Source organism: Paucibacter sp. B51, from assembly GCF_027863535.1.
GTDB classification, from domain to species: domain Bacteria; phylum Pseudomonadota; class Gammaproteobacteria; order Burkholderiales; family Burkholderiaceae_C; genus Paucibacter_A; species Paucibacter_A aquatilis.
The window spans coordinates 4,017,065-4,042,235 of record NZ_JAPIVN010000001.1 but is presented as its reverse complement, the minus strand read 5'-3'; the positions used below and the strand labels follow the sequence as shown (position 1 = coordinate 4,042,235).

Annotated in this window: 18 protein-coding genes; 1 reads left to right on the top strand and 17 read right to left on the bottom strand. The window is 68.2% G+C overall.

Annotated features, from left to right (window positions below; genetic code table 11):
- Positions 1–114 precede the first annotated feature (114 nt).
- Positions 115–828: an autoinducer binding domain-containing protein gene (locus tag OOB33_RS17040; RefSeq protein WP_271009545.1), complete on the top strand. Its 714-nt coding sequence runs from the start codon at positions 115–117 to the stop codon at positions 826–828.
- Positions 829–839: 11 nt separating this feature from the next.
- Here the strand turns inward: OOB33_RS17040 and OOB33_RS17035 are convergent, their stop codons facing one another.
- From OOB33_RS17035 to OOB33_RS16955, 17 genes are read right to left on the bottom strand one after another with little or no spacing between them, the layout of a single operon-like run.
- Positions 840–1,850, bottom strand: a complete 1,011-nt coding sequence (locus tag OOB33_RS17035) for a hypothetical protein (RefSeq protein ID WP_271009544.1) — start codon at positions 1,848–1,850, stop codon at positions 840–842.
- A gap of 60 nt (positions 1,851–1,910) precedes the next feature.
- On the bottom strand, positions 1,911–3,677 hold the full coding sequence (locus tag OOB33_RS17030; protein ID WP_271009543.1) for an acyl-CoA dehydrogenase family protein: 1,767 nt from the start codon (positions 3,675–3,677) through the stop codon (positions 1,911–1,913).
- A complete protein-coding gene (locus tag OOB33_RS17025; protein WP_271009542.1) occupies positions 3,667–4,422 on the bottom strand; it encodes a 4'-phosphopantetheinyl transferase family protein in 756 nt (251 codons plus the stop codon). Before OOB33_RS17025 ends, OOB33_RS17030 begins: the two co-directional genes overlap by 11 nt.
- A complete protein-coding gene (locus OOB33_RS17020; RefSeq protein ID WP_271009541.1) occupies positions 4,406–4,729 on the bottom strand; it encodes a hypothetical protein in 324 nt (107 codons plus the stop codon). Before OOB33_RS17020 ends, OOB33_RS17025 begins: the two co-directional genes overlap by 17 nt.
- Complete coding sequence (locus OOB33_RS17015; protein WP_102766780.1) at positions 4,717–7,512, bottom strand: PEP/pyruvate-binding domain-containing protein; 2,796 nt, start codon at positions 7,510–7,512, stop codon at positions 4,717–4,719. Before OOB33_RS17015 ends, OOB33_RS17020 begins: the two co-directional genes overlap by 13 nt.
- Before the next feature lie 13 nt (positions 7,513–7,525).
- Complete coding sequence (locus tag OOB33_RS17010; protein WP_102766779.1) at positions 7,526–8,569, bottom strand: class I SAM-dependent methyltransferase; 1,044 nt, start codon at positions 8,567–8,569, stop codon at positions 7,526–7,528.
- A gap of 15 nt (positions 8,570–8,584) precedes the next feature.
- Positions 8,585–9,778 (bottom strand): hypothetical protein, encoded by a 1,194-nt coding sequence (locus tag OOB33_RS17005; protein WP_133155103.1) that lies wholly within the window; start codon positions 9,776–9,778, stop codon positions 8,585–8,587.
- Between the two features lie 17 nt (positions 9,779–9,795).
- A complete protein-coding gene (locus OOB33_RS17000) occupies positions 9,796–10,566 on the bottom strand; it encodes an ABC transporter ATP-binding protein (protein WP_102766777.1) in 771 nt (256 codons plus the stop codon).
- On the bottom strand, positions 10,559–11,848 hold the full coding sequence (locus OOB33_RS16995) for an ABC transporter permease (protein WP_102769463.1): 1,290 nt from the start codon (positions 11,846–11,848) through the stop codon (positions 10,559–10,561). Before OOB33_RS16995 ends, OOB33_RS17000 begins: the two co-directional genes overlap by 8 nt.
- A 10-nt stretch (positions 11,849–11,858) precedes the next feature.
- A complete protein-coding gene (locus OOB33_RS16990; protein ID WP_271009540.1) occupies positions 11,859–13,319 on the bottom strand; it encodes an ABC transporter permease in 1,461 nt (486 codons plus the stop codon).
- 6 nt (positions 13,320–13,325) lie between these two features.
- Positions 13,326–14,225 carry an outer membrane lipoprotein-sorting protein gene (locus OOB33_RS16985; RefSeq protein WP_271009539.1) on the bottom strand — a complete coding sequence of 300 codons (900 nt, stop codon included), beginning with the start codon at positions 14,223–14,225 and terminating at the stop codon, positions 13,326–13,328.
- On the bottom strand, positions 14,222–15,394 hold the full coding sequence (locus OOB33_RS16980; RefSeq protein ID WP_271009538.1) for a hypothetical protein: 1,173 nt from the start codon (positions 15,392–15,394) through the stop codon (positions 14,222–14,224). Before OOB33_RS16980 ends, OOB33_RS16985 begins: the two co-directional genes overlap by 4 nt.
- Positions 15,395–15,406: 12 nt before the next feature.
- The gene (locus tag OOB33_RS16975) at positions 15,407–18,223 is read right to left on the bottom strand and encodes an aminotransferase class III-fold pyridoxal phosphate-dependent enzyme (protein WP_271009537.1); all 2,817 of its coding nucleotides are present in this window, start codon (positions 18,221–18,223) and stop codon (positions 15,407–15,409) included.
- Positions 18,224–18,225: 2 nt separating this feature from the next.
- Entirely contained in the window at positions 18,226–19,404 is a 1,179-nt protein-coding gene (locus OOB33_RS16970; protein WP_102766773.1) for an acyl-CoA dehydrogenase family protein, read from the bottom strand.
- Entirely contained in the window at positions 19,405–21,858 is a 2,454-nt protein-coding gene (locus OOB33_RS16965; RefSeq protein WP_271009536.1) for a polyketide synthase, read from the bottom strand. It lies immediately after the preceding gene.
- Positions 21,855–23,522 carry an AMP-binding protein gene (locus tag OOB33_RS16960; RefSeq protein WP_271009535.1) on the bottom strand — a complete coding sequence of 556 codons (1,668 nt, stop codon included), beginning with the start codon at positions 23,520–23,522 and terminating at the stop codon, positions 21,855–21,857. Before OOB33_RS16960 ends, OOB33_RS16965 begins: the two co-directional genes overlap by 4 nt.
- Positions 23,519–25,165: an aminotransferase class I/II-fold pyridoxal phosphate-dependent enzyme gene (locus tag OOB33_RS16955; protein WP_271009534.1), complete on the bottom strand. Its 1,647-nt coding sequence runs from the start codon at positions 25,163–25,165 to the stop codon at positions 23,519–23,521. Before OOB33_RS16955 ends, OOB33_RS16960 begins: the two co-directional genes overlap by 4 nt.
- Between the last annotated feature and the right edge of the window lie 6 nt (positions 25,166–25,171).

Genomic DNA, 25,171 nt, shown 5'->3' with positions numbered 1-25,171 from the left:
TCTGCTTGCGAAAGGGGCAGGGCAACTGTAAGGGTTTACATGGCGATGGGCTCAGACCCCCAGGTATGCTGGGGCAGCCATTTTTTGGGTGTCTGAAGCAGCTTTGGGGGAGCGATGAAAGTTTGGCAGGAGGAACTGTTGCGTGTGGCGCATGACGCCGATTGCGAGCACATGATGCTGCAACGGCTGGGTGGTGCTGCGCGTGACCTGGGCTTCGACTATTGCGCCTATGGCATGCGCATCCCCCGTTCCTTCAGCAATCCCAAGACGGTGATGCTGAACAACTATCCGGCCCGTTGGCAACAGCACTATGCTCAGGAGAACTACCTCAAGATCGATCCGACCGTGCTGCATTGTCGGCAAAGCCTGCAGCCTCTGGTCTGGGCTGACGCGGTGTTCGTGAACGCCCTGAAACTCTGGCGTGATGCCCAGGACCATGGCTTGCGTCATGGCTGGGCCCAGTCCAGCCTCGATGCCTTCGGCGTGGGTGGCATGCTGACTCTGGCGCGCAGCGAAGAGCCGCTGTCACAGCGCTGGCTGGACCAGGAGGAAGTCAAGCTGCGCTGGTTGGTCTGCGTCGCGCATCAAAGCCTGTCTCGGCTTTTGAAGCGTCGCCATGCTCCCGGGCGCGAAGCGGCCTTGAGCATACGAGAGCTGGAAGTGCTCAAGTGGAGCGCGGATGGCAAGACCTCGGGAGAGATCGCCACCATCCTGACCGTGTCCGAGAACACGGTGAACTTCCACATCAAGAACTCGATGGCCAAGCTGCGCGCCAGCAACAAGACCGCTGCGGTGGTGCAGGCGGCCTTGCTGGGTTTGCTGAACTGAGCTGAAGACGCTCAGGGAATGTGGCAGGTCATGTCCGAGTTGGGACCGCAACGGCCGTTCCAGTTCCATTCCAACTGAACCTGCTCGTGCAGGCGCACGCTGAAGCTCAGGCCGGGCACGGAGATCTGCAGATTCAGGTGATCGCCTTGGACCTGGTAGTAGCCCGGTTCGCCGCCGCCCCAATGGGTGTCGGGCACGATGGCCCCCTTGCCCAGCTGCACGGTGACCTGTGCATTGCCCAGCAGATATGCCAGGTTGTTGTGTACATACTGGCCGATGGGGAACTGCTGACCGTTTGGCAAGGTGACCTGGCGATCGGCCGAGATCAGGCGTGTCAGGCCGGTGAGCTGCAGATTGTCACGCCCGTAGAACAGAGCTTGGTTGCCTTGCCCCAGCGTGCCTTGCAGGCCCTGCAGCACGGCCTGGTCGATCTGACCTTCGACCTTGCGGATGATGAAGTTGCCGACCACCGGCAGGATCCAGCTGAGGTTGGAATCGCAGTCGGTGGATGAGTTCGGCTGACCATCGAGCATGATGCTGCTGCTGGGCACCTGCCCATTGCTGACGTTGTAGCTCGCGCCCACCGAGATGTTCGCCAGGGACAGGTGGCTGACGCAGTTGAAGCGGATGATGCCCCACTTCTTGCCCGAGAACTGGGTCCATGCGTTGTAGCTCACACCGCTGAGGGTGGTGCGCATCAGGCCATTGCCTTGCGGGCTGATCTGCAGACGCAGATCGCCGCTGAGCGCGCCACGTTGGAAGTTCACGCCATTGCTGCTGGCATAGCTGCGCATGAAGCTGTTGAGACCGTTTTCCATCTGAAACGGTATCGCGCGCAGCTCACCGGCGGTTCGGGCCAGGGGGCCGTACTGGTTGCGGCCTTCGCTGACGCTGACGCTGCCACCGCCATATTCCACGGTGACGATGTACTGGCCACCGGTGACCACCGGATCCCAGCCGGCCTGGGCGCTGGGCAGGGAGAGAAGGGCGGCCAGGGCGACCAGGGTGTGTTGAATTCGCATCGACAGTTTCCTTTGTTGAGGGAGGCTACGAGAGGTGGAGATTGCTTCCGGGCCCAGGCATTACCAGGCAGCCGGCAGCGGCGAGAGCGAGAACAGGCGGCGCTGTTTCACGCAAGACAAGGCAGCTTCGAGCAGGCGTTGATCGCGGGCTTCGCAGGCTGGGATGCGCAAGTCGGGCAAGGTCTGGCGCAAGCCTTCGAGCAGCAGATCGCTGTCCAGCCGTGGTGCAGCCACGGTGGATGAGGACTCCTGAGCGAATGACCAGGCCAGGGCCAGCGCACAAGCGGACCAGAGACGGGCGTAGTCCACGGCCAGTTGCTGCGCTGCGCAGCTGTCCACGGGCAGGCGCTGCACCCAGAAATGCTGTTCGATCTCGCTCAGGCATTGCTGCAGCCGCTGGTCGAGGGCGTGCAAGGCGGACGCCACGGTGCCTTCCTCGGAGACCGCGCCCTCACAAGCACCGGGTTCGCGGCGCCAAACCAGGTAGGCCTGCATCAGACGGTCCTGGCCCTGGCTGCTCAGGCGCAGGTCCTTGCTGTCCGGCCAGTCGCAGGCCGCGGCCTCGCTGCGCAACAAGGCGCGCGCATCCTCAAGCAGCGCTTCGCGGGCGCTTGAGCCTTCTTGCCAGCATTGCAGCAGGGTGGGTTGCAATTGGCGCAGCTGGGCGGCGAGCAGGCCCAGATTGACCTGCGTGCTGCCGTCAAACAGGCTGACCACCTGCAGATCGCGCGCCATCTTTTGAAACATGCCCAGCGCATCCTGGCTGCGCAGATAGTGCCGGGCGCCCAGCACCTGGGCCAGTTCGCGGGCCACCGCTTCGCAGCTGACGGGAAGCTGGTATTTGCAGATGGGCGACAGAACGCTCAATTCAGCGGGTAGACGAGCGATCGCTCGCGTGCAGGCCTGGGCCAGCAGATCGTTGCACAGCAAGCGCGCGTAGCTGTGGGCCAGCTTGGCTCGGGCGGGGGGAATCTGCGTGACGGTCTTGCCGTAGAGCTGCCGCTGGCTCGCAAACTCCAGGGTGAGACGCAGCAAGGTGTCGGTGGCGCCCAGCGAAAAGCCTGCGCACAGGATGCGCGAGATCTGCAAGGTCTTGAGCACCAGGTTCAGGGCCGGTTCCTGGCGCGGCAGGCTGACATCGGCGGCCAGGCAACGGTGGTCCTGCAATGCAAAGCCGCTGATGTCGGCCCCACGGATGCCATGCGTGGCGTTCTTGGGCAGGCTGTGCCAGCTGGGGTCGGCATCAGGCTCGGGGCGGCTCAGGCGCAGCAGCACAAGTTCCTTGCGACCGTCCGCGTGGTGCTGGCAGGCCAGCACCGTGGCTGAAGCGCCGCGGCTGCCGTTGTTGATCAGCCATTTTTCGCCCTGGATGCGCAGGTGCTGCCCGTCCGCCTCGGCTTCGACGCGGAACTCGGTCGAGAGGATGTCGCTGCCATGGGCTCGCTCGGTCAGGGCCAGGCAAGCCAGCCCACCGGCCCTGAGGCTGCGTGCATGGGCCGCTTGCTGGGCGGGGCTGCCCGCCAGCCAGATTGGCAAGGAACCGAGCAAGGTCTGGCCGAAGGCGATCACGGTGCTCAGGTCGCGGCGCGAAAGGATGCGAGACAAGGTCAGAATGCGCTCGGGTTCCTGGAGCTGACCGCCCAGGCGGCTTGGCACCAGTTGATCGAACAGACCCAGGCGCCGCAGCTGTTCCAGGCTGTGTTGGGGGAAGACTTCGGCCTCATCCTCACGCAAGGTGTCGGCAAAGCACAGCAGCGCATCGCTCTGCCGCGGATCGCCCAGTTCTTGCTCCCACTGCGCTGCCAGCTTCAGGCTCTCAGCATGCATGGCGGCTCTCCTCAAACGGCGCTGCACCAGGCCGGGTGTGGACCAGGGCGCAGGCTTCGTGTTCGTTGATGTGCAATCGGACGTGCCAGTGACGCCCGGCCGGGGCCGGCGGCCAGGCCGACTGGCGGCGCCAGCGCGGTTGGGCGTCGCTGCTCCAGCCCTCCAGCCGCCAGCCCTGGGCCAGGCTCACAAAGCTGCCCTGGCCCTGGCATTTGAATCGTGCTTCCTTGAGACACCACACCACGGTGCGGGCTTCGTGGATGCTCAGGCCCAGCTGCTGTGCCGTGAGCGCGCTTTCGTCCGCGGAGATGAGCATCTCCAGAGACTGGGCGCGCACGGCCTCGTGCAGTTCGGTGTCCAGTCCCAGCGGCGCGGAGTCGGCTGCGGCCATGGCCCGGCGGCGGCTGTGGCTGATGCTCAGGTGCAGCGGGCTGCCAGGCAGACAAGGGCGCGACAGCGCATCGCAGCCAATCAGCAGGCGGTCTGGTGCCGCCTCCGAGGCGCTCAACCAGGGGCGCAGGGCGGATTTGGCACACAAGCGGCCTGCCAGCCATTCGCGCCGACGCTTGGGCCAGGCCATGCCGCGCCAGCGTTGCAGCTCCTGCGGATGCAGTCGGGCGGCCAGCCATGCAGCATCGGGCGGCTCGGGCAGCGCATGCAGCAGCAGCTCGCAGCTCGTCGGCGTGTCCCGCTGCGGCTCGCTTGCTGCTGCCAGCCATGTCGGCGATTCAGGCCAGGCGTTCAAGGCGTTCAAATCCCGGCTCCAGCAAATCGCCCGAGAACTGTTCGCCCAGCTCGGCCAGTTCCACGAAGCGCGCGACCAGGCTCTGGAACAGGGGGCTGGAGGTGTCGGCCGCAAACGCATCGAGGCTGCTGATCTCCACGATCTCGAAGAAATCCAGGCCGTCACCGCCGGGGCAGGCAAACACCCGAAAGCGTTGCACGCTGGGGAGATCCTGGCAGGCGGCATAGTCCACCTCCTGCACCCATTGGATGAAGGCGGCGCGGTGGTCGATGGACCTCAGGCGAATGCGGTCGATCAGAACGGGCATGGTGGGGTCTCCTCTGCGAGGGTGTGCTGGCGTTCAATGGCCACCAGGCCGCGTTCGCCATCGACGGTCAGCCAGTCACCGCTGCGGATGCTGGAGGTGGCGAACTGCGTGTTCACCACCGATGGGATACCGAATTCTCTCGCCACGATGGAGCTGTGCGAGAGCATGGAGCCTACATCCGTGACCACCGCACCGGCCAGGGCAAACAGCGGCGTCCAGGAGGCGTCGGTGAAATGGGTGACGATGACCTCGCCGCTTTGCAGCTCGGGCGCCTGGCGGTTCAGGTCCAGGATCACACGGGCGCGTGCTCGCAACACGCCGCGCGAGGTGCCCAGGCCGGTCAGGTCGCCGCGCACGGTGGCCACGGTGGCCGGGCGCACTGGCGGGGGGCCCACAAAGGTCAGTGGAGGTTCGCCGTCACGCAGCCAGGCTTGTTGGCGACGCCGGCGCGCCTCCAGCACGGCAGGGGGAAAGGCTTGCTCGGCGCTCAGGCGCCCCTCGAGATAGGCCTGGATGTCGGCGAACTCCATCCAGGCCATGTCGCTCATATCTCGCAACTGGCCTTGCTCCAGCAGGCGGCGGCACAGCTCCACCAGCACCCGGCGGACCAGCCAGATCGAGGTGATCATGCTCATGCGGGTCTCTTCGCGCAGGCGGCTGCAGGCGCAGTACAGGGTGCTGACACGGCGCAGCAGCCAGCGGCGGCCGGGCGAGAGTTCGGCCAGCAAGGCCTCGGTGTCGACCGAGCGGTGTTGATCGTTGTTGGCCAGGCGCTCATCCACGCTGAAGCCCTGGCGCATATAGATCTTGATCATCTGGAAGACATAGCTCGGGTCGTCGACCCAGCGCGGGTGCGTCAGCTCCATTTCTTCGTGGCCTCGCACGCCGTTCTCGCGCATGAAGGCGGCGTACTCCGCGCGCAGGAATGCCTGGCCTTGGGCATGCTCGGCCAGGGTGCTCAGGGCCAGCTCGGCCGGTGTGCGATCCAGGAGCGCGGGCAGTTCCGGGTAGGCCTGCAGGGCCTGGGTCAGCTGCCACAGCTCGCGCGCCGATTCCACGGTGCGCAGATTGGACATATCGCCCTTGAGCCGGTTCTGCAGATGCAGGCCGCGCCCGGGCAGCCAGCTGGTGCACATTTCCTCCAATGCGCCGTAAAGGGTGAAGGCATTGATGTAGAAGGGCAGGTAGCCCATGTGCATGGACTTGAAATAGGCCAGGGCATGTTGCAGCTCCTGGTTCAGCTCGCCCCGACTGAGCCGGCTCAGGTCCATCTGCTGTGCGCGTGCGTACTCGCGGTGGCGGCTGGCCACCATCCGGCGCGCACGTCGCTGGGCGCCCAGCAGCTCGCGCGCGGTTTTGTACAGCCAGTAGCCCGTGCTCTGCAGGCGGCGCCACGCGCTCGCGCCCAGGCGCTGGCCGTAGGGGTTGCGGTAGCCGTCCAGCACCACTTCCTCGCTGCTGAAGCGGTGCAGGAAGGGCGCCTGGTCCATTCCCGGCGGCGTTTGCGACAGCAGGTAGGCGGTGTAGGCCACATTGAGGTAGACATGGCCGCGGTAGTAGCCCATGTAGTGATCGGGGTCGCCGAGATCCAGCAAGCCGATGCCGGCACCGCAGGCGCGGTGCACCTGGTACTGGTAGTGCTTGGCGAAGCTGATGCCCAGTGGGGTCATGCGACCCGTGAAGATCTCGCCGATGTCCATGCGTGACCAGAGCACGGTGTCGGTCAGCGCCGCATCGGCCTGCCCTTGCTGTGGCCCCTCGTCCGGTGCGAGTGTCTGCAAGGTCGTGATCGCACGGCTTTGCAGCAGCCAGAGCTGGCCCTGCTCATCGCGCGCCCACTCGATGTCCTGCGGCTGGCCGAGCAGGCGCGAGCAGCGCAGCAGCAAGGCGCCGACTTCCTTGCGCGCCGGCTCATCCAGCGCCGCTGCGGTGGCCAGATCCTGGGGCAGGCTGTGCACCTGCAGCTGCGCATGTTCGGGCGACCAGAGCAAGGCGCTGTGCTTGTGAGCCAGGTCCTCGCCCAGAGTTCGCAGATCGTCGAGCGCCAGGGTATAGCCATCGCTGGGCACCCGCCCGGAGACCAGACCCTCACCCAGTCCGCGGCAGGCTTCGATGCGCATCTGTTTCAGCTCGGGTGCCAGCGGATCGCGTGCAAAGCCCACGCCGGCGCAGCTGCTGGCCGTGGCCGGCACCATGCGTTGAATCACCACCCCCATGCGCGCGCCGGCCAGCGCCTGCGCATGTTGGCGCCGGTAGCTCAGCGCCGCGGCATTGAACAAGGACGCCCAGCAGCAGCGCAGGCGTTGCAGGAGTTCGGGCACTCCTTGCACCTGCAGATAGCTGCTGTGCTGGCCCGCGAAGGACAGGCTGTGGCCGTCTTCATCACAGGCCGATGAGCGCACGGCCACGGCAACGGCGCCCAGGCCTTCGTAAGCCAGGGCCAGTTCGCTGATCGCGTGGCTCGGAAACTCGCCCTGGCGCAGCTTGTCCGCCATCTCGGCCCAGACCGCTGCATCGCCGCTGCCCAGGGCACGGTCCAGATCCAGACCGTTGTGCTGGGCGTACTCGTCCATGGCTTCGATGGGAATGCACAGCCCGTCGGGCACGGGCAGACCCAGGGCATGCAGCCGGGCCAGTTGGGCGCCTTTTCCGCCCAGTCGCTGGGCGTTGAGGTGGTGGCAGGCGGAGAAGCGCCAAGCCCAGCGCTTGTCGGGGTGGCGGTTGGCGTGAGGGCTGCCGTCGCCGTGGCGGGGGCTCAGATCGAGCGGGCTGTCCAGTTTCATCGGGGTCTCCTCGTCATTGCGCTTGGGCGGGGCGGCGGGCCAGAAAGCCGTAGTAGCTTTCGCCGGGCAGCAGCTGGCGGTGCGTGGCGTCCCGCCAGCCGGCTTCTTGCAGCAGGCCCAGCAGCTGGTCGCGCCGAGGGAGGCCGGCGTCGATGTCGGACAAGGTCCACCACAGGTGCAGGGCGGCCACCGCCGGGCTGCCACCTTGGCAGCTGCTGGTGATCAACAGACGGCCGTCAGGGGCGAGCAGACCGGCCACATGGTCCAGCAAGGCCCGGCGCTCGTCCGTCTTGAAGTAGTAGAAGTTGTTGTGCAAGGTGATCAGGTCAAAGCCCTGCCCGGCCGGCGGCGGCGCCAGCTCGAAGAGCTGCGCCTCTTGCAGCGACACGCGCTCCAGCAGGCCTTGCGCCTTGAGGTGGGCGCGTGCGCTGGCCACCACCTCGGCCTGCATGTCGATGGCGCTCAAGCGCATCTGCGGCCATTGCCGCAGCATGTAGCTCAGGTAGTGCCCGGCGCCGCAGCCCACCTCCAGCACGCGTTGTGGCGGCTGCGGGTCCTGGGCAAATGCCCAGTCGATCGCTTCTTCGACGAAGGGCTCCAGGATGCGTGAGGAACGGGCAATCAAGGCGCCGTCCTGATCGTCCAGGGTGTAGGCGCGACCCTCGCGCAGCCGCGTCGGTGCAGCAAGAATGGCGTCAAAGTGATAACGCGTCACTTCGGCGAACATGGCGGCGGTCACATCATTGCGCGGCCGTGCCAGCAGGCGCGACAGCTTGCCCTTGAGGTGGTAGCGGCCGCCGCGCAGGGCCAGCTCGCCCACGCCCAGGCCGCAGTCCAGCCAGGCCAGCAGGGCGTGATGGCGCTCCGGCCCCACGCGCAGGGCTTGCGCGATGCTGTGGCTGTCGCGTGGCGCCTCGTGCAGCAGGCTCAGCAGGCCCGAGGCATCGGCAGCGCTGGCGAAGGCGCTGCGGTACAGGCTCTGGGTTTCCCCGCCCAGGCGCAGAAAGGACAGCACGTTTTTCTCAAAGATCAGCTTCTTCAGCGTGGCCAGTTTCATTCGCAATCCTTGTGTTCAGTGGTGCATCAGCAGGCTCAGCTGCAAAGCCTGGCCGAGCTGGCGGAACTCGCTGCTGGCCGCGCCGCTCAAAGGCCGGCTCCAATGGGCGCGCAGCTCCATGGCTTCGCGCACCTGCCACTTCAGGCCCAGCAGCAGCTGGCCGCTGGCGTCCTCGCGTTGGTGCAAGCCCATCAGGTCGACTTGCAGCAGGGGGTGGGCCTCCCAGCTCAGTGCGGCCGCGAGGTAATGCCGGCCGCGGCCCAGGGCGGGCAGGCCGGGGCTCTGCGGCGCGCTCTGACGCAGCAGCTCCAGGTTCAGCAGCCAGCCCGGGCGCAGCCGGTATTGGCTGCCCAGCAAGGCGCGCTGCTGCCAGCCCGGGGCGCTCGCCGCGCCGCCGCGGTGGGCGAGCAGTTCCAGGTACCAATCGCCGCCGGCCAAGTCCAGTCGTTGGGCGCCGAGGCCGATCACGGTGCGGCCGCCGCGGCGCGCCAGCCAGAGCTGGCCCAGGTCGGAGCTGCGGCTCCAGGCCAGGCCTTGCTGCACATGCCATTCCCGCTGCTTCGCTGCACTGCTGCCGTCCGGCGTGGGCTCTCGGTGCAGGCTGATCAGGCTCTGGCTGCTCCAGCCTTCGCTCAAGCTCTGCTCGAACAGCAGGGCATCGATGCCGGGTTTGTAGAGTCGCTCCAGATCCAGAGGCTGAAACGGCGCATGCAGATCCAGCACCGACCAGATGCGGCCCAGACCGCGGCTGATCGGCTGCCGGCCCAGGCTGGCTTGCCAGCCGGCCTGACGTGCGCTGAGATAGGCCCAGTCCAGCTGCAGGCGGCTGGCATGGCGAGCGCCCAGGCGGGCCCGCGGCGATCCCAGTGCACGCACGTCCGGCGAGGGGCGCAGCCAGGCCCAGTCCTCACGCTTCTCAGCCTGCCAGTGCTCGGCATCGAGATGCAGGGTCCAGCGCGGCTGTGCGGCGCTGCCGGCGCCGCCTTGCGCATGCAGGCGCAGCTGGGCATTGAGCAGATGCTGCCGCTCTGTGGGCAGGACGCCGAGTTCAGGACGCAGCTGCATGGCGCGCAGCCAGAGCAAGGCGCCGCGCTCGCTGGCCATCTCGCGATCCTGCGACACCTCCAACGGGGGCAGGCTGGCCGCCTCGGTCGGGGGCGCGGCGCGACTTGCCCCGGGCGCAAGCAGGAGCAGGAGGAGCAGCAACACGAACATCACCATCGCACTCAGGCCAGTGCGGGCGAGGGCGAGGCCGCGCGCCGTGGCGGCTCGCGCCCTTCGGCGCGACCCCCGGGCTCCACCGCGTCCTGGGCCTGGTCGGAGACCAGCTGGCCATCGCGCAGCAGGATCACGCGCCGTGCGCGCTGGATCACCAGAGGGTCATGGGAGCTGAACACAAAGCTCACGCCCTGATCGCGGTTCAGCCCCTGCATCAGCTCCATCAGCGCAGTTGCGGTGGCCGAGTCGAGATTGGCCGTGGGTTCATCGGCGATCACCACCCGCGGCCGGCTGGCAATGGCGCGCGCCACCGCCACCCGCTGTTGCTGGCCGCCGCTGAGCTGGTCGGGATAACGGTGCATCTGCTCGGCCAGACCCAGCTGCTGCAGCAACTGCATGCTGCGCTGGCGGCGCTCGGCTGCGGGCACGCCCTGGAACTCCATCACCATCTCGGTGTTCTCCAGCGCACTCAGCACCGGCATCAGGTTGTAAGCCTGGAACACAAAACCCAGGGCATCCCGGCGCAGCACGGACAGCTCGCTCGAGGACAGGCGCGAGACATCGCGCCCGCCAAACAGAAGCTGCCCTTCGGAGGGTGAGTCCAGCAGGCCCAGCAGATTGAGCAGGGTTGACTTGCCGGAGCCGGAGGGCCCGGCGATCACGACGAACTCGCCGGCATCGATGCGCAGATCGATGCCGCGCAAGGCATGCACCTGCACATCGCCTTGCTGGAATCGCTTGTGCAGGCCCTGGGCCTGGAAGATGGCGGAATCAGGCATGGTGTTGGATCGCTTCGATGGGTTTGAGACGTCCGGACTTGACGGCCGGCATGAGGCTGACCAGCAGGGTCAGGACCAGGATCAGGGCGGCCACGCCGGCCAGCTTCAAGGGGTTGAGCAGGGAGTAAAATCGCTCGGGCAAGAGCACGCCGCCGGCCTCCAGGCCGGTGCCGAAGACCTCGCGGAAGTTCAAGCCCTCGGTGGCGAAATGGGCATGGGCGGCCAGGCCGAGCATCAGGCCCAAGGCCAGGCTCGCGCCGGCCAGGTACAGGGATTCCAGCAGCACCACGCGCACGATCAGGCCCGGGCTGCTGCCCAGGGCCAGCATCACGCCGAATTCCCGGTGCCGCTTGAGCACGGACATGATCACGGTGTTGAGGATGCCCGCCACCACGACCACGACTACGATCACCATCAGCAGGGCCATGCCGGCCGCATCCATGGCCACGGCCGAGTTCAGCTCCGGCGCCGCTTCGGTCCAGGTCTGTGCCTCCCAGCCGCGCGCTTGCAGCACCGGCTGAAGTCGCTCTTGCAGGGCTGCAAGCTGGCGCTCATCCTGGAGGTAGAGCGCCAGATGGCTGATGCCCTGGCCGCTGCGGCTCAGGGTTTGCGCCTGCGGCAAGGGCAGCTCCACCCAGAAGGCATCGAGTTCCTGAATGCCGGTGCGGAAGATGCCGTGCAACTGGAACGCAGCGCGGGCAAATTCGCCGCCACCCAGGGGCTTGACCGTCAGCGTCACACGATCGCCGATGCGCACGTCCAGGGCTTTGGCCAGGCGCTCACCCAGCACCAAGGGCGGCAGGCCGGCTTGCCCGGACGCAGAGCGGCCGTCTTCCGTGGCGCTTTCCGCGGGCAAGGGCTGGCCTTGCACGATGGCGCGGGCATCGGCGATGCCGGAGACCGGCAGCTCCAGCGCCGGGTCCACCCCGGAGGCGGTGACCGCGATCTGCTGCGCCCCGGCCTGAGCCATGGCCGAGAAGCGCAGGCGCGGCACGGCGCTCTGGGCCAGCGGGCCGGCACTGGCGCGCACCAGAGCCAGGGCCTGCGGCCCGGCGCTGATCAGCCGCTCCAGGCTGGGGTCCTGGGCATGGCCTTGCTGGGACAGGATCAAATGACCCAGGCCCATGCGCACGCCGACCTGGATCATGGCCTGGTGGCCACCGTCGGAGAGGCCCTGGAAGCAGGTCAGCAGGGCCATGGTGATGACGATGATGGCAGCGGTGAAACCGCTGCGGCGGCGGTGGCGCAAGAGATTGCGCAGGGCCAAACGGTGGGCAAGCATGCTCATCTCCTCACTGCGCTCTCATGCCGGCAGCTGGGGCCAGGCGAGCAGCCCAAAGCGCCGGCACCAGGGCCGATACGACACTGATCAGCACCAGCATCGCCAGGGGCAGGGCCGCGCCGGCCGCACTCAGCTGCGCCCGCAGCACCGGCGCCATGCCCACGCCCGACAGGCTGAACTCGCCGAAGCGCGACACATCCAGACCATGGACCTGCAGCCAGCCCACCAGCGCGGCCCCAGCCGTCAGGCCCGCCAGGCCGCCGGCCAGACACAGCAGCACCGTCTCGGCCATCACCAGCAGCAAGACCTTGCTCGGCGCCAGCCCCAGGGCCTTGAGCAGGCTGAGTTCGCGCTGGCGCTCCATCACGCTGACCAGCATGGTGTTGAGCACACCCACGCCGGCGATCAGAAAGACGATGAAAACCAGGGTGCCCATCAGCGCCCGATTGGCCGCAATCAGGGCCAGCACATCGGGCCGCAGCTGCGACCAGCTCTGCACCTGCTGACCCTCGCCGAGCTGGGCTTGCAAAGCAACGGCGCGTGCATCGGCCTGGCCGGGGTCGGTCAGGCGCAGCGCGATCTCGTGCGCCTGATCGGGCAGTTGCAGCATGTGCTGCAGATCGCTGAGATGCAGCAGCAGACGGCTGCGGTCCTGGTGGTCGAGGCCGGTTTGCAGCACACCGCGCACTTCGAGTTCCAGATGGCTTTGCACACCGTGGGCGCCTTCCACCAGCAGCTCCAGCACCTGGCCCCATCGACCTTCGGGGTCGGCGCTCAGGCCCAGATTGGCGGCCAGCTTGGCGCCCAGCACCACGCCGGGGCGCCGGCTTGGCCCCGGTGCCAACTGCTCGGCCAGGGCCAGGCTGGCGTCGGCACCCGACGTGGCGGTGGGTGAGGGCGCGGGCGTGGGCGTGGGCGTGGCCGTGGAGCTGGCGCGCCCCTCCAGCCGGGCAAAGGCCTCGGCGATGGCCGCCTCGGTCAGGGCCTGGTCGGCGGCCTGCTGGGCTTCGCTCAGCGCCTGGGCCTGGCGCCAGGGCGTGGCCTCGGCCGAGAGCCACTCGCCGCTGCTGCGCTTGCGATGCAGCACGGTGACGGCGGCTTCCTGTTCAGGATCGATGCCCAGCAGCTGCACTCCGCTGGAGCGACTGCCGTGGCTGAGGTAGGCGAAGGCATAGAGCCGGGCGCTCACGCCCTGCACGCCCTCGGCCGACCTCAGCGCGGCCAGGGCCTGGGCGTCGGCCGGCACGCTGCGGCGCAGAGCGCGGCTGTCGAGGTAGCGAGGCTCGTGGATCTGGATGTGGCCGACCTCGCCCTCGGTCGTGCCCTGAATCAGCTCCTGGCTGAGGCCATCCATCAGGGCCAGGGTGGCCATGCACAAGGCCAGGGCCAGGGCCAGACCCAGGCCGGTGACGCGGCTGCGTTTGGCGTTGCGGCCCAGATTGCGCCAGGCCATGCGGTAGACGGTGCTCATGGGGTTTCAGCGCAGCGCGCGCTCCGAGAAGTCGTCGGCACCGAAGTCGCTGTCGAACTTGAGCCGGACGTAGTCGATCCGGGTGTATTCGTCGGGCTTGTCCAGGGCCTTCATGGTCAGGCGCGTGGGCAGCACGCGGCCCTCCAAGGGCTTGAGCTGGCTGTAGCGCAGCGAGCGCTGGGCCTGCGTGTCATCGGCGCGGCGAAAGTAATCCACCTGCAGCGGCAGCACGCTTGCGCCTTTGCCGCCTTCCAGCAGCTGCAGCTGATATTCCACCTTGCCCCAGGCCACGGGTGCTGCGTGCTTGGGGCTCAGGCGCAGCAGGGCGCGTTCGACCGGGCGGCCCAGCTCGTCCTTGTCCCGTGTCTTTTGCAGCAGCTCGTAGCCGTAGTGCCGCGCCAGATCGGTTTCGCGCATCAGGTCGTCGTTGCTGAAGTGACTGCCCATCCAGTTGTCGGCCAGCATGGAACTGCCCATCACCGTGATGCGGCGGCTGCGCGGGTCGTAGAAGCTGATGCGCTCGCCGACCTTGAGCGTGGCATTGCCGCGCCACAGCGCCGGGCCCAACATGCGGATCAGGACCTTGCCGGGCTCGCTGCGGTCATCGCTGAGCACCATCAGGTCGTAGCTGCGCTGGTAGTCGCTGCGCTCGATGTGCATCTTCATCACCGCGGCCGAGCTGCGCCCGCGCAGCACGCGCTCGGCTTCGTGGATCCACTGGCTGAGCGCGGCTTCGGAGACCGCCTCCGCGGCCCGGAGCTGCATGGGCACGGCGGCGGCCGGCAGCAAGGCCAGCAGCTGCAGAAACAGGCGGCGCGCCGCGGGCGGCGCTGCCAGCGAACGCCAGGTGGGCGAGGGCGAGCTCGGCGAGGGCGGTCTTGACGAGGGCGGCTTTGTGGCGGTCATGGGCTGGGGCTGCAAGGCAAACAGGGTGATGCGTCGGAACGCTGCGAGACGCAGAACGCAGATGGCGCACGGCGGTGGTGCTGGGCCTGGCGCAGGGCCTGAGCCGGCGTGCCGGCGCGCGCGATGAACAGCAGGCGCTCGCGGCAACCGAGCAGACCCGCCAGACCCTGAGCCAGGTCCTCGTGCTGCAGCGCCACGCTCAAGGGGTGCAGGGCCTGGCCGGCATCGGCCGCCGCCAGCCAGAGCCGGGCGATGGCCTCCCCGGCCAGCCATCCCTCCAGCGCCGTGCCGCTCTCGCGGGGCGTGCTGAGGTAGAGCAGGGCGGGGCTGCTGAGGATCAGGGCGCGCAGCTGGCGTCCGGCCTCGGCCGTCACCGGGCGGCCGGCCGGCCCGCGTAGCAAGCGCGGGTGCAGCAACAGCTGCAGCAGGCGGCGGCGCCAGGCGGGCAGGGGGCCGAACAAGCGTTCGATTGGCATGCCCTGTGGCACAGGGCGGGCGGGCTGCTCGGCGGCAAAGTTCAGGTGGGCATAGGTCTCGGCCCAGGCCTGCGGGTGCATCAGATCGCGGGCGCCGTGGCGGGCATAGAACTCGGCCAACTCGGCCCGTGCGGACCTGGCATGCAGGGCTTGCCAGCGCAGCGTCGGGCGCGGCTCCTGCAGGTCCAGCGTGTAGGGCAGCGGGTTGTCCGGTGACTCCAGGTGAAAGCGCAGGCCCTGCATTGGCAGGTAGGGGCCGCGCTCGGTGTGGCGCAGGCGCAGGGCGCGGTTCAGGCGTGCCAGGCCGGCGTGATCGACGCGCTCGGCGCAGGGCTGAGCGCCGAGCAGCAAGAGAAGGCGCCCTTCCTGGCCTTCTTGACTCGGCTCGGCCGGCACCGCCTTGACCGGCCAGGCGCTCAGACGCAGCAGGTTCAGCAAGATGGCCGCAAAGCCGCCCAGGCTGATCAGCATCTCGCGCTGCAGCGCCGGCAGGGCGCGCAGGCAGCGCGCGGGGTCCAGCTCGATGGCCAGGGCCTGGGTCCAGGGGCCGCTGTCTTGCCAGCGTGGCGGAACCGCGGGCAGGCAGCGCAAGCGCCAGGGCTGGCTGTTGTGCGAGGACGGCGCCCGTGCAGCCAGGGCCAGCAAGGGCTCGATCCGCTGCAGCAAGGCGTCGGGCATCACGGCGTCGTGCATGGGGCCTCGTACTCAGAAGGCGCCGACGCGCTTTTCATGATCGATCTCGAAACCGTGCAGGCGTGCCAGACCCTCGATCTCGCGCACCTGCTCGGGCCGCACCGGACCCTTGCTGAAGTCGGCGCGGATGCCCGAGAGGCCCAGCAGCAAGGTCTCAGCGGCGCAGGCGAAGATCAGGCCCGGATCGAGCTGCATGCCGGGCAGCTCCAGCTCGGGCGCCATCGGCAGGCGCACCACGCCGCCGCGGATCAGGCGCAGCTGCGGCAGGGCCTGGACGCTGTCGGCATCGACATCGCCGGGCACCGCCACATCGCAAACCAGCACCGGGCGGTCGGTCGCGAAATGTTCGGCCCGCAGCACGGGCTGGGGGCTGCTGGAGGCGCTGATCACGATGTCGGCCTCGCGGCAGGCGTCCAGCGAGGTGCTCAGCTGCACCCAAGCCTGCTGCGCCAACCAGGCATCCAGCTGGGCCAGGTCCGGCGTGCCTTGCTGGGCTTGGCGCCACTCCCGCAGCGCCCGGGCCCAGGTGCTGGCGGCATCGATGCTGGGCAGCGGCTGTTGCAGCAGCTCGCTGGCGATGTCGCGCCGCACCTGGGCCAGGCGGGCCTCATGGCCGGGGCGTCCAAGCAGGATCAGGCGGCGACACTGCGCGGCCAGCAGCAGCGCTTGCACCTGACCGATATTGCCGGCGGCGCCGACCACGGCGACCACCGCTTCGGAACTGACCAGGCCCATGCGTGCGGCACTGGATCGGGTCGCGGCCAGGCTGGCCGCCACCGTCAGGGCGTTGCCGCTGGTGACGGGCGGATGCTCGTACTCGAAATCGATGCAGTTGGCGGTGACGATGGAGGTGTAGCCGCCAAAGCCGACCAGGCCGCAGCCTTCATCGCGCGCCCGCTGGTAGGCATGCTGGACCTGACGCCGAATCTGCTGGGCACGGTGGAAGCGGATGTCGGCGGCAATGCTCTCCGAATCCATCATGATGCCGTAGAGCCGCAGCTCGACCTCGCGACCCAGGGGTGAGCGCACGCGCCGGCTGGCAATCAGCTGCGGCTCCATCGCGCATTGCACGCGGCTGCACAGCTCGCTCAGCTGTTCGTCGCTGAGGCCGGCCAGGCCGGGCTCCCACTCGCGCAGGCTTTGGGCGTCGATCAGGTGGGCCAGGAAGCCGATGCGCTCCACGGCCGTGGCGCTGCCAGCGGGCGCCAGAGACTCGGCGCCGCTGCCCGTCCGCGCGGCCGGCAGGACCAGGGGCGTGAAGCCGCTGGACAGCATGTGGGCGAGCAGGCTTTGCAGATTGCCCTGGGCCAGCGTCTCGAACAAGGCCCGGAAGGCTTGCAGCGCCTGCTGCAGATCGGCGGGCTGCAAATAGGCCGAGGGCTGGATGCGCAGCACGCTGCGTCGGCCCAGCGAGGGCAGCACCCGCAAGCCATGAGCGTGCAGCAGATGGCCGGCGCAGACCATGCCCAGGAGCTGCTCCTGGGCCAGGCTGGCCAGCAGGGGGGAGCGATGCTCGCTCAGGTCCTGCAACTCCAGACCCAGCATGCAGCCGCGCCCGCGCACTGCGCGGATCAGCTCGGGATGGGCGCGCTGGAGGGCTTGCAAGCCCTCCAGCAAGGCCTCGCCGAGCGAGGCGCAGCGTTGCGCCACAGCATCGCGCTGCAGGATCTCGAGGCTGCGCAGCGCTACTCTGGCGCTGAGGTCGTCCTCGGCAAAGGTCGAGCTGTGCAGCATGCCGAACTCGCGGTGCTGCAGCGATTCGCGCACCGCCAGGGCCGAGATCTTGCACAGGCCACCACCCAGAGATTTGGCGAAGGTGAGGTAGTCGGCCGGCAGCCCTTGTGCTGCACTTTCGATCGGCCGGCCGGTGCGGCCCAGGCCGCACTGCACCTCGTCGGCGATCAGGGCCACCTCGGGGTGGTGCTCGCGCAGTGCTTGCAGCAGGGTGCGGAACTCCGCATCCAGCTCCAGGATGCCGCCCTCGCCGCGCAGGGGTTCGTAGATCAGACCCGCCAGCCGGGGCAGGCGGCGCTCGACCAGGCGCAGGGGCTGGAACTCGAACTGGTAGACGCTGACGCTGTGTTCGCGCAGCTGGGCCAGGAACTGGCTGGGCTCATGGACGAACAAGGCGTCGGGGTTGTTGCGCACAAAGGCCAGGCGGGCATCGCGGTTCCAGGTCAGGGCGAGCGAGCCCAGGGTCTTGCCATGGAAGGCATAGGGCAGGGCCGCCATCAGCGGCGCCGTGGCCAGGGCTTGCAGATTGCGCTGGTTCACGGCGGACAGCAAGGCGTCCACATGGTCCAGGGGCTCGTGTTGCAGCAGGCGCTCGGCCTGTTGCAGCAGGGGTGCGTCGATCTGGATCTCGCCGCGCTCCAGCCGGATCTGCAGCTCGCGGGCATTGGCCGCGCAGGCATCGCTCATGGCCTCCATGCGCTGGGCATAGGCATAACGGGCATGTTTGATGGCGGCTTCGACCGCCTCGGTGCCGGTGTTGAGCAGGTAGATCTTGTAGCGCTCGCCGCTGTGCTGGTGCAGGTAGTCGGCCAGGGCCTGCTTGAGTTCGCTGGCTTGTTGCCTGCGCGAGCCCTGGGCATGCACCGGGCGCTGCTGCGCCAGGCAGCGGGTCAACAGCTCCACCAGCTCGGGGTGGTTGTGGCCCAGCAGGGTGGAGCCGAAGCCGCCGACCAGATCCAGGACTTGCCGTTCCTTCCCGTTCTCATCGAGGTAGTAGAGATGGTCTCCGCGCGCGCGGGTGAACTCGACCATCAGCCCCGCCGTCTCCAGCAGCTCTTCCTTGCCCAATGTGGCTTGTCCCACCATGCTTGCCATGTTCAACGTCCTCCGCGCGCTTCACGCTTGTAGTCGCCGCGCAGTTGCTGCACGAGCTGGTTTTTCAAGACTTCGCTGCCGCCCGAGAACACGCTGCTGGGCAGGGCATTGCGAAGCTCGCGTTCGATGGCGCCACTGAGCATGCCGAGCGCGCCGTGCAGATGCACTGCATCGAGTCCGTTGAGCACGGCGGCCTCGCTGAGGGCCAGCTTGGCGGCCAGGCTGGCATCACCGCGGGCGGGCTGCGGCAGGTCCAGCGACCAGGCGGCGCGCAGGCAGAGCAGGCGCGCCGACTCGTAGCGCAGCTGCATATCGGCCAGGCGGTGGGCCAGGCTTTGCTGCTCGATCAGGGGGCGACCGAACTGCTCGCGCTCCTCCACATGGGACCAGCAAGCGCGCAGCTGGCGCTTCATGGTGCCCAGGTACATGGCGAACAGGCAGCTGCGTTCCCAGGCCATGCTGGCCTGGAAGATGGGGCCGCCGCTGCCCTCCTTGCCCAGGCGCTGGGATTCATGAACCCAGACGCCATCGAACTCCACATCGCCCATGGCCGTGGTGCGCAGGCCCAGCTTCTCATGCGGCGTGGCGCTGATGTGCACGCCGCTGCTGTGGCGGTCCAGCACAAAGCTGCTGTAGTCGAGAAAGCTGCCGCTCTCGCCGGTGCGGGCGTGGACGATGAGGAAGTCGCAGACCGGCGCATTGCTGATGTAGCACTTGCGCCCGCTGATGCGATAGCCCTGGCCTTCGCGTTGGGCCCGGGTGCGCATGGCCGAGATGTCCGAGCCGGCTTGCGCCTCGGTGATCGCATGGGCGCCCAGCCAGCCTTGCTTGCCGATCTGCGGCAGCCATTCCTTTTGCTGCGACTCGCTGCCGAAGGTCAGCAGCGGATGGATGCAGGCGCACAGGTGGGCGGCCAGGGCGAACACCAGGCCGGTGTCCGGTACCTGCTCGCCCAGGGTCTCCAGGGCCAGAGCCAGATCCAGGGCGCCCAGGGCCTGCCCGCCGTACTCGGCCGGGGCGGGCAGCAGGTGCAGGCCCGCGCTGGCCATGGCCTGCCAGAGCGGCCGTGAGAACTCGCAGGCCCGGTCACGTTCGTGCAAGAGCGGGTCCTGCAAACTGGAGGCCAGGGTGGCGATACGCGCTTGCAGCGCATGCTGCGCGGGGGTCAGGGCGAACTGCATTCAAGCCTCTTCCAACACAAGGTGGTAATTGATGCCGCCGGTGCCAAAGGCATTGATGCCGGCACGGCGACGCTGCTGAGGGTTGCGTGGCCAGGGGCGCTCGGTGAACAAGGGGTCGAGGCCCAGGCGCGGCCATTCCAGCTCGGGCTTGAGCGGGCGTTCGAAGTGGTTGGCCGGCATGCGCTCATGGGCCAGGGCCAGCACGGTCTTGATCAGGCTGGCCATGCCGGCCGCGGCAAAACAGTGGCCGAACTTGGACTTGAGCGCCCCCAGTGCCAGGCCTTGGGTGGCCCCGGCGTAGACCTCGGCCAGCGAGGCGGTTTCCACCTGATCGCCAATCAAGGTGCCGGTGCCGTGGGTCTCCACATACTGCAGCGCCGACGGGCCGATGCCCTGGGTCGTCAGCGCGGCAAAGGCACGACGCATGGCCTGGGTCTGGCCCGCCTGGTTCGGCGCGATCATGGATTTGCTGTCGGTGCTGGCGCCGAAAGCCAGCAACTGTGCAAGCACTGGCAAGCCCAGGGCCTCAGCCTGGGGCTTGCGCATCAGCAGCACCGCGCCGGCGCCATCGCCCGGCGTGAAGCCGCTGGCATCGATGCCGAAGCTGGCCATCAAGCCGGGCGCCAGCATGCGTTGTGCGGCGCAGAGCAGCAGATCGCTGCTGTTGACCGGCAGCTCCACACCCAGCACCAGCACGGTGTCGACCTGACCGGCGCGCAGGGCCAGGCCGGCCAGATCGAGCGCCGCCATGGAGCTGGCACATGCGGCTTCAAGCGCCAGAACCTGGGCCGGCAGGTCGCCGACCACGGCACGGCCCAGGCCGCTGGCGGTGGCCAGGCCCTGGTCCTCGGCGGAAGGCAGGCGTTCGGCCTGGGCCTGGTTGTGCAGGGCGTGGGCCAGCGATTGGCGCAGTGCCTCGTTCCAGCCCTGCAGGCGGCCGAGCGCATCCAGGCGCTCCAGCACGCGCGGCAGCAGGGCTTGGGCGCCGGCGCTGCGCAAGGCCGGCGTCGTCAGATTGCTGGCGCAGATGACTTGCAGCCGGCCGAGGCGCTCCGGGGCCAGGCCGGCGACAGCCGACCAGGCCTCGCTGGCCACGCTGCGCGCCAGATGCATGCTGGCTGCATGCGGGTGCACGGCCGGCTCGAGACCGGCATGGCTGGCCTGCTCGATGTAGTAGGCCAGGCTGTGGCGGGCTTGCGGGTCCAGGAAGGGATCGCAATGATGGCGCGCCGGGTCGAGCGGGCGGAAGCGGTGGCCGGGCTGGCTCAGGGCTGCCCAGAACTCGGCATTGCCCCGGGTGTCGCCAAAGGCGCTGCCGCAGCCGACCACGGCCACCGGGCCCGTCTCGGAGCCAGCCTGTTCCGGCAGCGGCTGGCCGGCGGCCTGCAGCACAAGACGCGCCTGCGGGCCGAGTTCGGCGTGGACGGCTGGGCTGCGGCTCGCACCAGCTCCCGCGGTTTGTGCTTGTGCTTGTGCTTGTGCTTGTGCTTGAGCCAGGGCCGCCAGAGCCAGGGCCTGCAAGTCTTGCATCGCATGGCCGTAGCCCAAGACCGTCTGCACAGGCAAGACCTGACCCTCGATGTGCACCACCGGCCCGGCGGCCACGGTCGCTGCGGGCCTTGGACAGACGGGCGTGGCGGGGGGCAGCTGCAGCATCATCTGCCCGGCGTGGGCGGCGGACACATCGCCGAGCAGCAGGGCGCAGGCGGACTCGCGCCAGGTGGGCAGCTCAGGGGTGGAGGTGTCCGTCAGGTCGGGGCGTTCGTGCAGGGGACTGTCCAGGGTTTGCGCGCCCAGGATCAGCACCTGCCGGCTGCCGCCATGCGACAGACAGTTCAGGGCTGCGGCCAGCGCTGCGCGCCCACCTTCGGCACGTGCCTCCAGGGCCAGCACGCGTCCACGCAGCTGAAAATGCGCGGCCACCCGCGCGGCCAGGGCGCTGGCCATTTCGCCCACCTTGTCGTGCGAGCTGGCGGTGAAGCCCTGCTCCAGATCCTGACGCCACAGTTCCAGCAGAGCACGTGCATCGGGGTGGTCGCGCCAGCCCGCGGCGGCCCAGCGCAGCGCTGCCGCGCGAGCTTCGTTTTCGTGGCTGCGGTTGAGCCCGAGGGCGGTGACGAGAATCACATCGCAGTGCTCGCGTTCGAGCTTCACGCCCGCCCGCTCGGCCTGCTGCAGCGCTTCTTGCGCGAGTTCGAGCAGATGGATCTGAATGCGGTGGATGGACGCGCGATAGATCGGTGGGATGCCGAATTGACCCAGATCGCCCGCGCTTACGGGCAGGCGCTGCTCGGCAGGCAAGGGCGGCAGGTTATGGAGCGGCAAGGCATGGTCCGCGCCTGAACCCGTGCAGGCCGAGCGGACGGCCGCCAGCCGATCCAGCCAATCCTGGGTTGCTGGCAGGTTGGCGTGACGCAAGCCCATGCCCAGCAGGTGTGCGGCGGAAGCGTTCATGACTGGGCGGCCTCTTCATCCAGGATCAGGGCCTGAAGCCGGCGCAGGTCGATCTTGCCGTTGGCGTTCTTGGGCAACTGAGCCAGCGCCACCCATTGCTGCGGCACCATATAGGCCGGCAGGAGGCTGGCGCAATGCTGCTTCAGAGCCAGGGTGCCGGGCACGCAGCAGCCTTCGCGCGGCACATAGGCGGCCAGCAGGCGGGTGCCACTTGCGCCTGGCAGGGCCAGCACCGCGCATTCGGCCAACTGGCTTTGGCGAGCCAGGGCCGCCTCGATCTCCCCGAGTTCGACGCGGAAGCCATGGATCTTGACCATGCGGTCGCGGCGACCGTGATAGAGCAGGCTGCCCCGATGCCAGGAGCCCTGGTCACCCGTGGCATGGCGGCCCAGCCGGTGCTGGTGGCTGTTGGCATCGTCGGGGCGTTGCCAGTACCCGGGCGTGACACAGTCACCGGCCACCCAGATCTCGCCCTGATGGCCTTCCTCGACGATGTGGCGACCGCTTTCGTCCTGCAGCCAGACCTCGGCGCCGCGGATGGGGCGGCCAATTGGCACAGGCCCATCGCTGGCCAGGTCTTCGGCGCTGACCGGATGCCAGAGGCAGACATTGGTCTCGGTCGGGCCGTAGAAGTTGTAAAGGCGACAGTCGCGCGGCAGCTGCGCTGCCAGGGCCTGCAGCAGCGGCTTGGGCATGACTTCGCCGGCAAAGATCAGGTGGCGCAGGGCCGACTGGCGTTCCGGTGTGAGGACGCCGCTGCGCAGCAGAAGGCCGAAGGTGGAAGGCACGCCGTAGACCACGGTGGTCGCTTGCTGCTCCAGCAGCTCGCCCAGTCGCGCCATATGACGCAGCTCCGACTCGTGGCTGATGTAGACGCTGGCGCCGGCCTGCAAGGCAGCGAAGAGATCGAAGGTGCTGAGGTCGAAATTGAAGCTTGCGAGATTGAGCAGGCGGTCTTCATGCTGCAGGCCCAAGGTCTGGGCGGCCCAGCTGACGAAATTGAGCACATTGAGCTGGCTCAGCTGCACGCCCTTGGGCAGCCCGGTGGAGCCCGAGGTGTAGAGAATGGCCGCCACCGCTCCGGGATCGATGCGCTCCTCCTGCAAGGCCGGTCCCGGGGGAAGGCCGGTCAGCTTCGAAGAAAGCCAGCGTCCCTGGGCTTCGGCCCAGGCGTCCGCCCAGGCCTCCAGTGCCGGCGTCTGCTCGCTCAGCACCAGCAGGCGTGTCGGGCGTGTGTCGGGATCGCGGCGCTGCGCTTGGGCCTGAAGCCAGAGTTCGGCATGGGCGGCATCCAGGATCAGCAATGCTGGCCGCGCGTCGGCCACGATGGCTTGCACGCGCTCGACCGGCTGCGCGCCGTCCAGGGGCAGGTAGCGTGCGCCCGAGAACAGCGTCGCCAGAATGCACTGGGCGTACAGCGCCTGCTTGTCCATCCAGATGGCCACGGCCTGGTCGCCGCAGTCCGCCAGCAGCTGCTCACGCGCCGTGGACACCCATTGGCGGCAATCGCCATAGCTCAGCTCATGTTCAGCATCACGCAGCAGCGGCCAGGCGTCGGGCCATTTCAACAGGGCTTGATGCACGCCGCGTTGCAGCACGGCTTGCAGTCCCAGGGACCGCCGATCCATGGCTGCTGGGGTCGTTTCCAGCGTGGGGCTGCTCATGCGGCCAAGGCCTCATGCAGGGGCAGGCGGTTCTCCTGGGCGGCCGCGAGCAGCATGTCCAGCGCCTGGTCGAGATCCTGCCGGGTGTGCGATTCCAGCACGCTGATGCGCAGGCGCGCATCACCCACGGCCACGCCGGGGAAGACCACGGTCTGGCAGTAAAGACCGCGCCGACGCAGGGAGCGACCCATATTCATGGCCAGGGTCTCGTCGCCGATGCGTACCGGGATGATGGCGCTGTTTGACTGCTCCGTGTCGAAGCCCAGTCGGTCCAGGCTGGCCTTGAGGTAGTCGATATTGCTCCACAGCCGCGCCAGCCGCTCTGGCTCCGCTGCCATGATGTCCAGGCTGGCGTTCAAACCCGCGGCCACGGGGGCCGGAATCGTGGCCGCGAAGACATAGCTGTTGGCGTAGTAGCGCAGGTAGTCAATTACCTCGGCGTCACCAACAACAAAGCCACCCTGGCCACCCAGGGCCTTGCTCATGGTGCCGACCTCGAGATCCACCCGGCCCTTGAGCTGGAAATGCTCGGTGGTACCGGAGCCGGTGGTGCCGAGCACTCCGGTGCTGTGGGCCTCGTCGATCAGCACGCGGGCCTGGTAGCGCTGGGCCAGCTTGAGCAGCTCGGGCAGATGCACGATGTCTCCATGCATGCTGAAGACCCCGTCGGCGACGATCAGGCGCCCGCCCGACTGGTCTTCATGGCGCGCCAGCATGTCCTCCAGCGCTTGCATGTCGTTGTGCGGGTAGAGCCGGCGGGTGGCGCCCGAGAGCTTGCAACCGTCCTGAATGCTCATGTGGTTGTAGACATCGCCGATGACTTGATCGCCCGGTCCCACCAAGGCGGCGATGGTGCCCAGATTGGCTGAGTAGCCGGACGGGAAGACCAGGCAATCCTCGCGGCCCTTCAGCTGTGCCAGCTTGCGCTCCAGCACCTGATGCACCTCGGTGGTGCCGGCGATCAGACGGCTGCCGGTGTTGGTGGCACCGTACTCGCGGCTGGCCTGCTGAATCGCGTCCAGCACCCGTTCGTCATTGGCCAGGCCCAGGTAGTTGTTGGAGGCGAACAGCAGGAACTCACGCTCCCGGCCCTCGTGCCGGTCGAAGATGCGCGCACGGTTGCTGCTGCGCCCACGCGAGGCCATGCCGTACCAGAAGTGGCCTTGCTCGGCCCGCTCGCGCTGGAAGCGCTGGAAGCGACGGGTCTTGGTGAAGATGTCCGGGTCGGTGCCGTTGCCGACAAAATCACGCATGGTCGTCTTGCTGCCCGTGCTGCCCGTGCTGCTGCTGGAGTCAGCCGTGGCCAGCGCGGGCGCGCTGAAGGCGGCTGCAGCGGCCACTGCAGCCCGTGCCAGCGCAGCCGGGTCGGCGCTTGGCGGCTGTTGCACCGGAGCCTGTGCCGGTAGCTGGGCCGCAAAGCGCGCGCTCAGGCTCACCAGGGTGTCGGAATCCCCCGGGGACACGCTCACCCGCGTTTGCAGGAGACTGTTGAGCTCGCTGACGATGCCGGCCAGCATGATGGAGTCGATGCCCAGATCCTCTTGCAGCAGGACATGGTCCTGCAAGGCCTCATCGGCGTACTGCGAGTGCTTCTGAACGACCGCCCTGACGGTGGCCGCAATGTCGTGATGTGCTGCGTTCATGGTGCG

Excerpts from the sequence above, each read along its gene's own strand:
- OOB33_RS17040 (WP_271009545.1), top strand. The coding sequence starts at position 115 with ATGAAAGTTTGGCAGGAGGAACTGTTGCGTGTGGCGCATGACGCCGAT.
- OOB33_RS17035 (WP_271009544.1), bottom strand. The coding sequence starts at position 1,850 with ATGCGAATTCAACACACCCTGGTCGCCCTGGCCGCCCTTCTCTCCCTG.
- OOB33_RS17030 (WP_271009543.1), bottom strand. The coding sequence starts at position 3,677 with ATGCATGCTGAGAGCCTGAAGCTGGCAGCGCAGTGGGAGCAAGAACTG.
- OOB33_RS17020 (WP_271009541.1), bottom strand. The coding sequence starts at position 4,729 with ATGCCCGTTCTGATCGACCGCATTCGCCTGAGGTCCATCGACCACCGC.
- OOB33_RS17015 (WP_102766780.1), bottom strand. The coding sequence starts at position 7,512 with ATGAAACTGGACAGCCCGCTCGATCTGAGCCCCCGCCACGGCGACGGC.
- OOB33_RS17010 (WP_102766779.1), bottom strand. The coding sequence starts at position 8,569 with ATGAAACTGGCCACGCTGAAGAAGCTGATCTTTGAGAAAAACGTGCTG.
- OOB33_RS17000 (WP_102766777.1), bottom strand. The coding sequence starts at position 10,566 with ATGCCTGATTCCGCCATCTTCCAGGCCCAGGGCCTGCACAAGCGATTC.
- OOB33_RS16995 (WP_102769463.1), bottom strand. The coding sequence starts at position 11,848 with ATGCTTGCCCACCGTTTGGCCCTGCGCAATCTCTTGCGCCACCGCCGC.
- OOB33_RS16990 (WP_271009540.1), bottom strand. The coding sequence starts at position 13,319 with ATGAGCACCGTCTACCGCATGGCCTGGCGCAATCTGGGCCGCAACGCC.
- OOB33_RS16985 (WP_271009539.1), bottom strand. The coding sequence starts at position 14,225 with ATGACCGCCACAAAGCCGCCCTCGTCAAGACCGCCCTCGCCGAGCTCG.
- OOB33_RS16980 (WP_271009538.1), bottom strand. The coding sequence starts at position 15,394 with ATGCACGACGCCGTGATGCCCGACGCCTTGCTGCAGCGGATCGAGCCC.
- OOB33_RS16975 (WP_271009537.1), bottom strand. The coding sequence starts at position 18,223 with ATGGCAAGCATGGTGGGACAAGCCACATTGGGCAAGGAAGAGCTGCTG.
- OOB33_RS16970 (WP_102766773.1), bottom strand. The coding sequence starts at position 19,404 with ATGCAGTTCGCCCTGACCCCCGCGCAGCATGCGCTGCAAGCGCGTATC.
- OOB33_RS16965 (WP_271009536.1), bottom strand. The coding sequence starts at position 21,858 with ATGAACGCTTCCGCCGCACACCTGCTGGGCATGGGCTTGCGTCACGCC.
- OOB33_RS16960 (WP_271009535.1), bottom strand. The coding sequence starts at position 23,522 with ATGAGCAGCCCCACGCTGGAAACGACCCCAGCAGCCATGGATCGGCGG.
- OOB33_RS16955 (WP_271009534.1), bottom strand. The coding sequence starts at position 25,165 with ATGAACGCAGCACATCACGACATTGCGGCCACCGTCAGGGCGGTCGTT.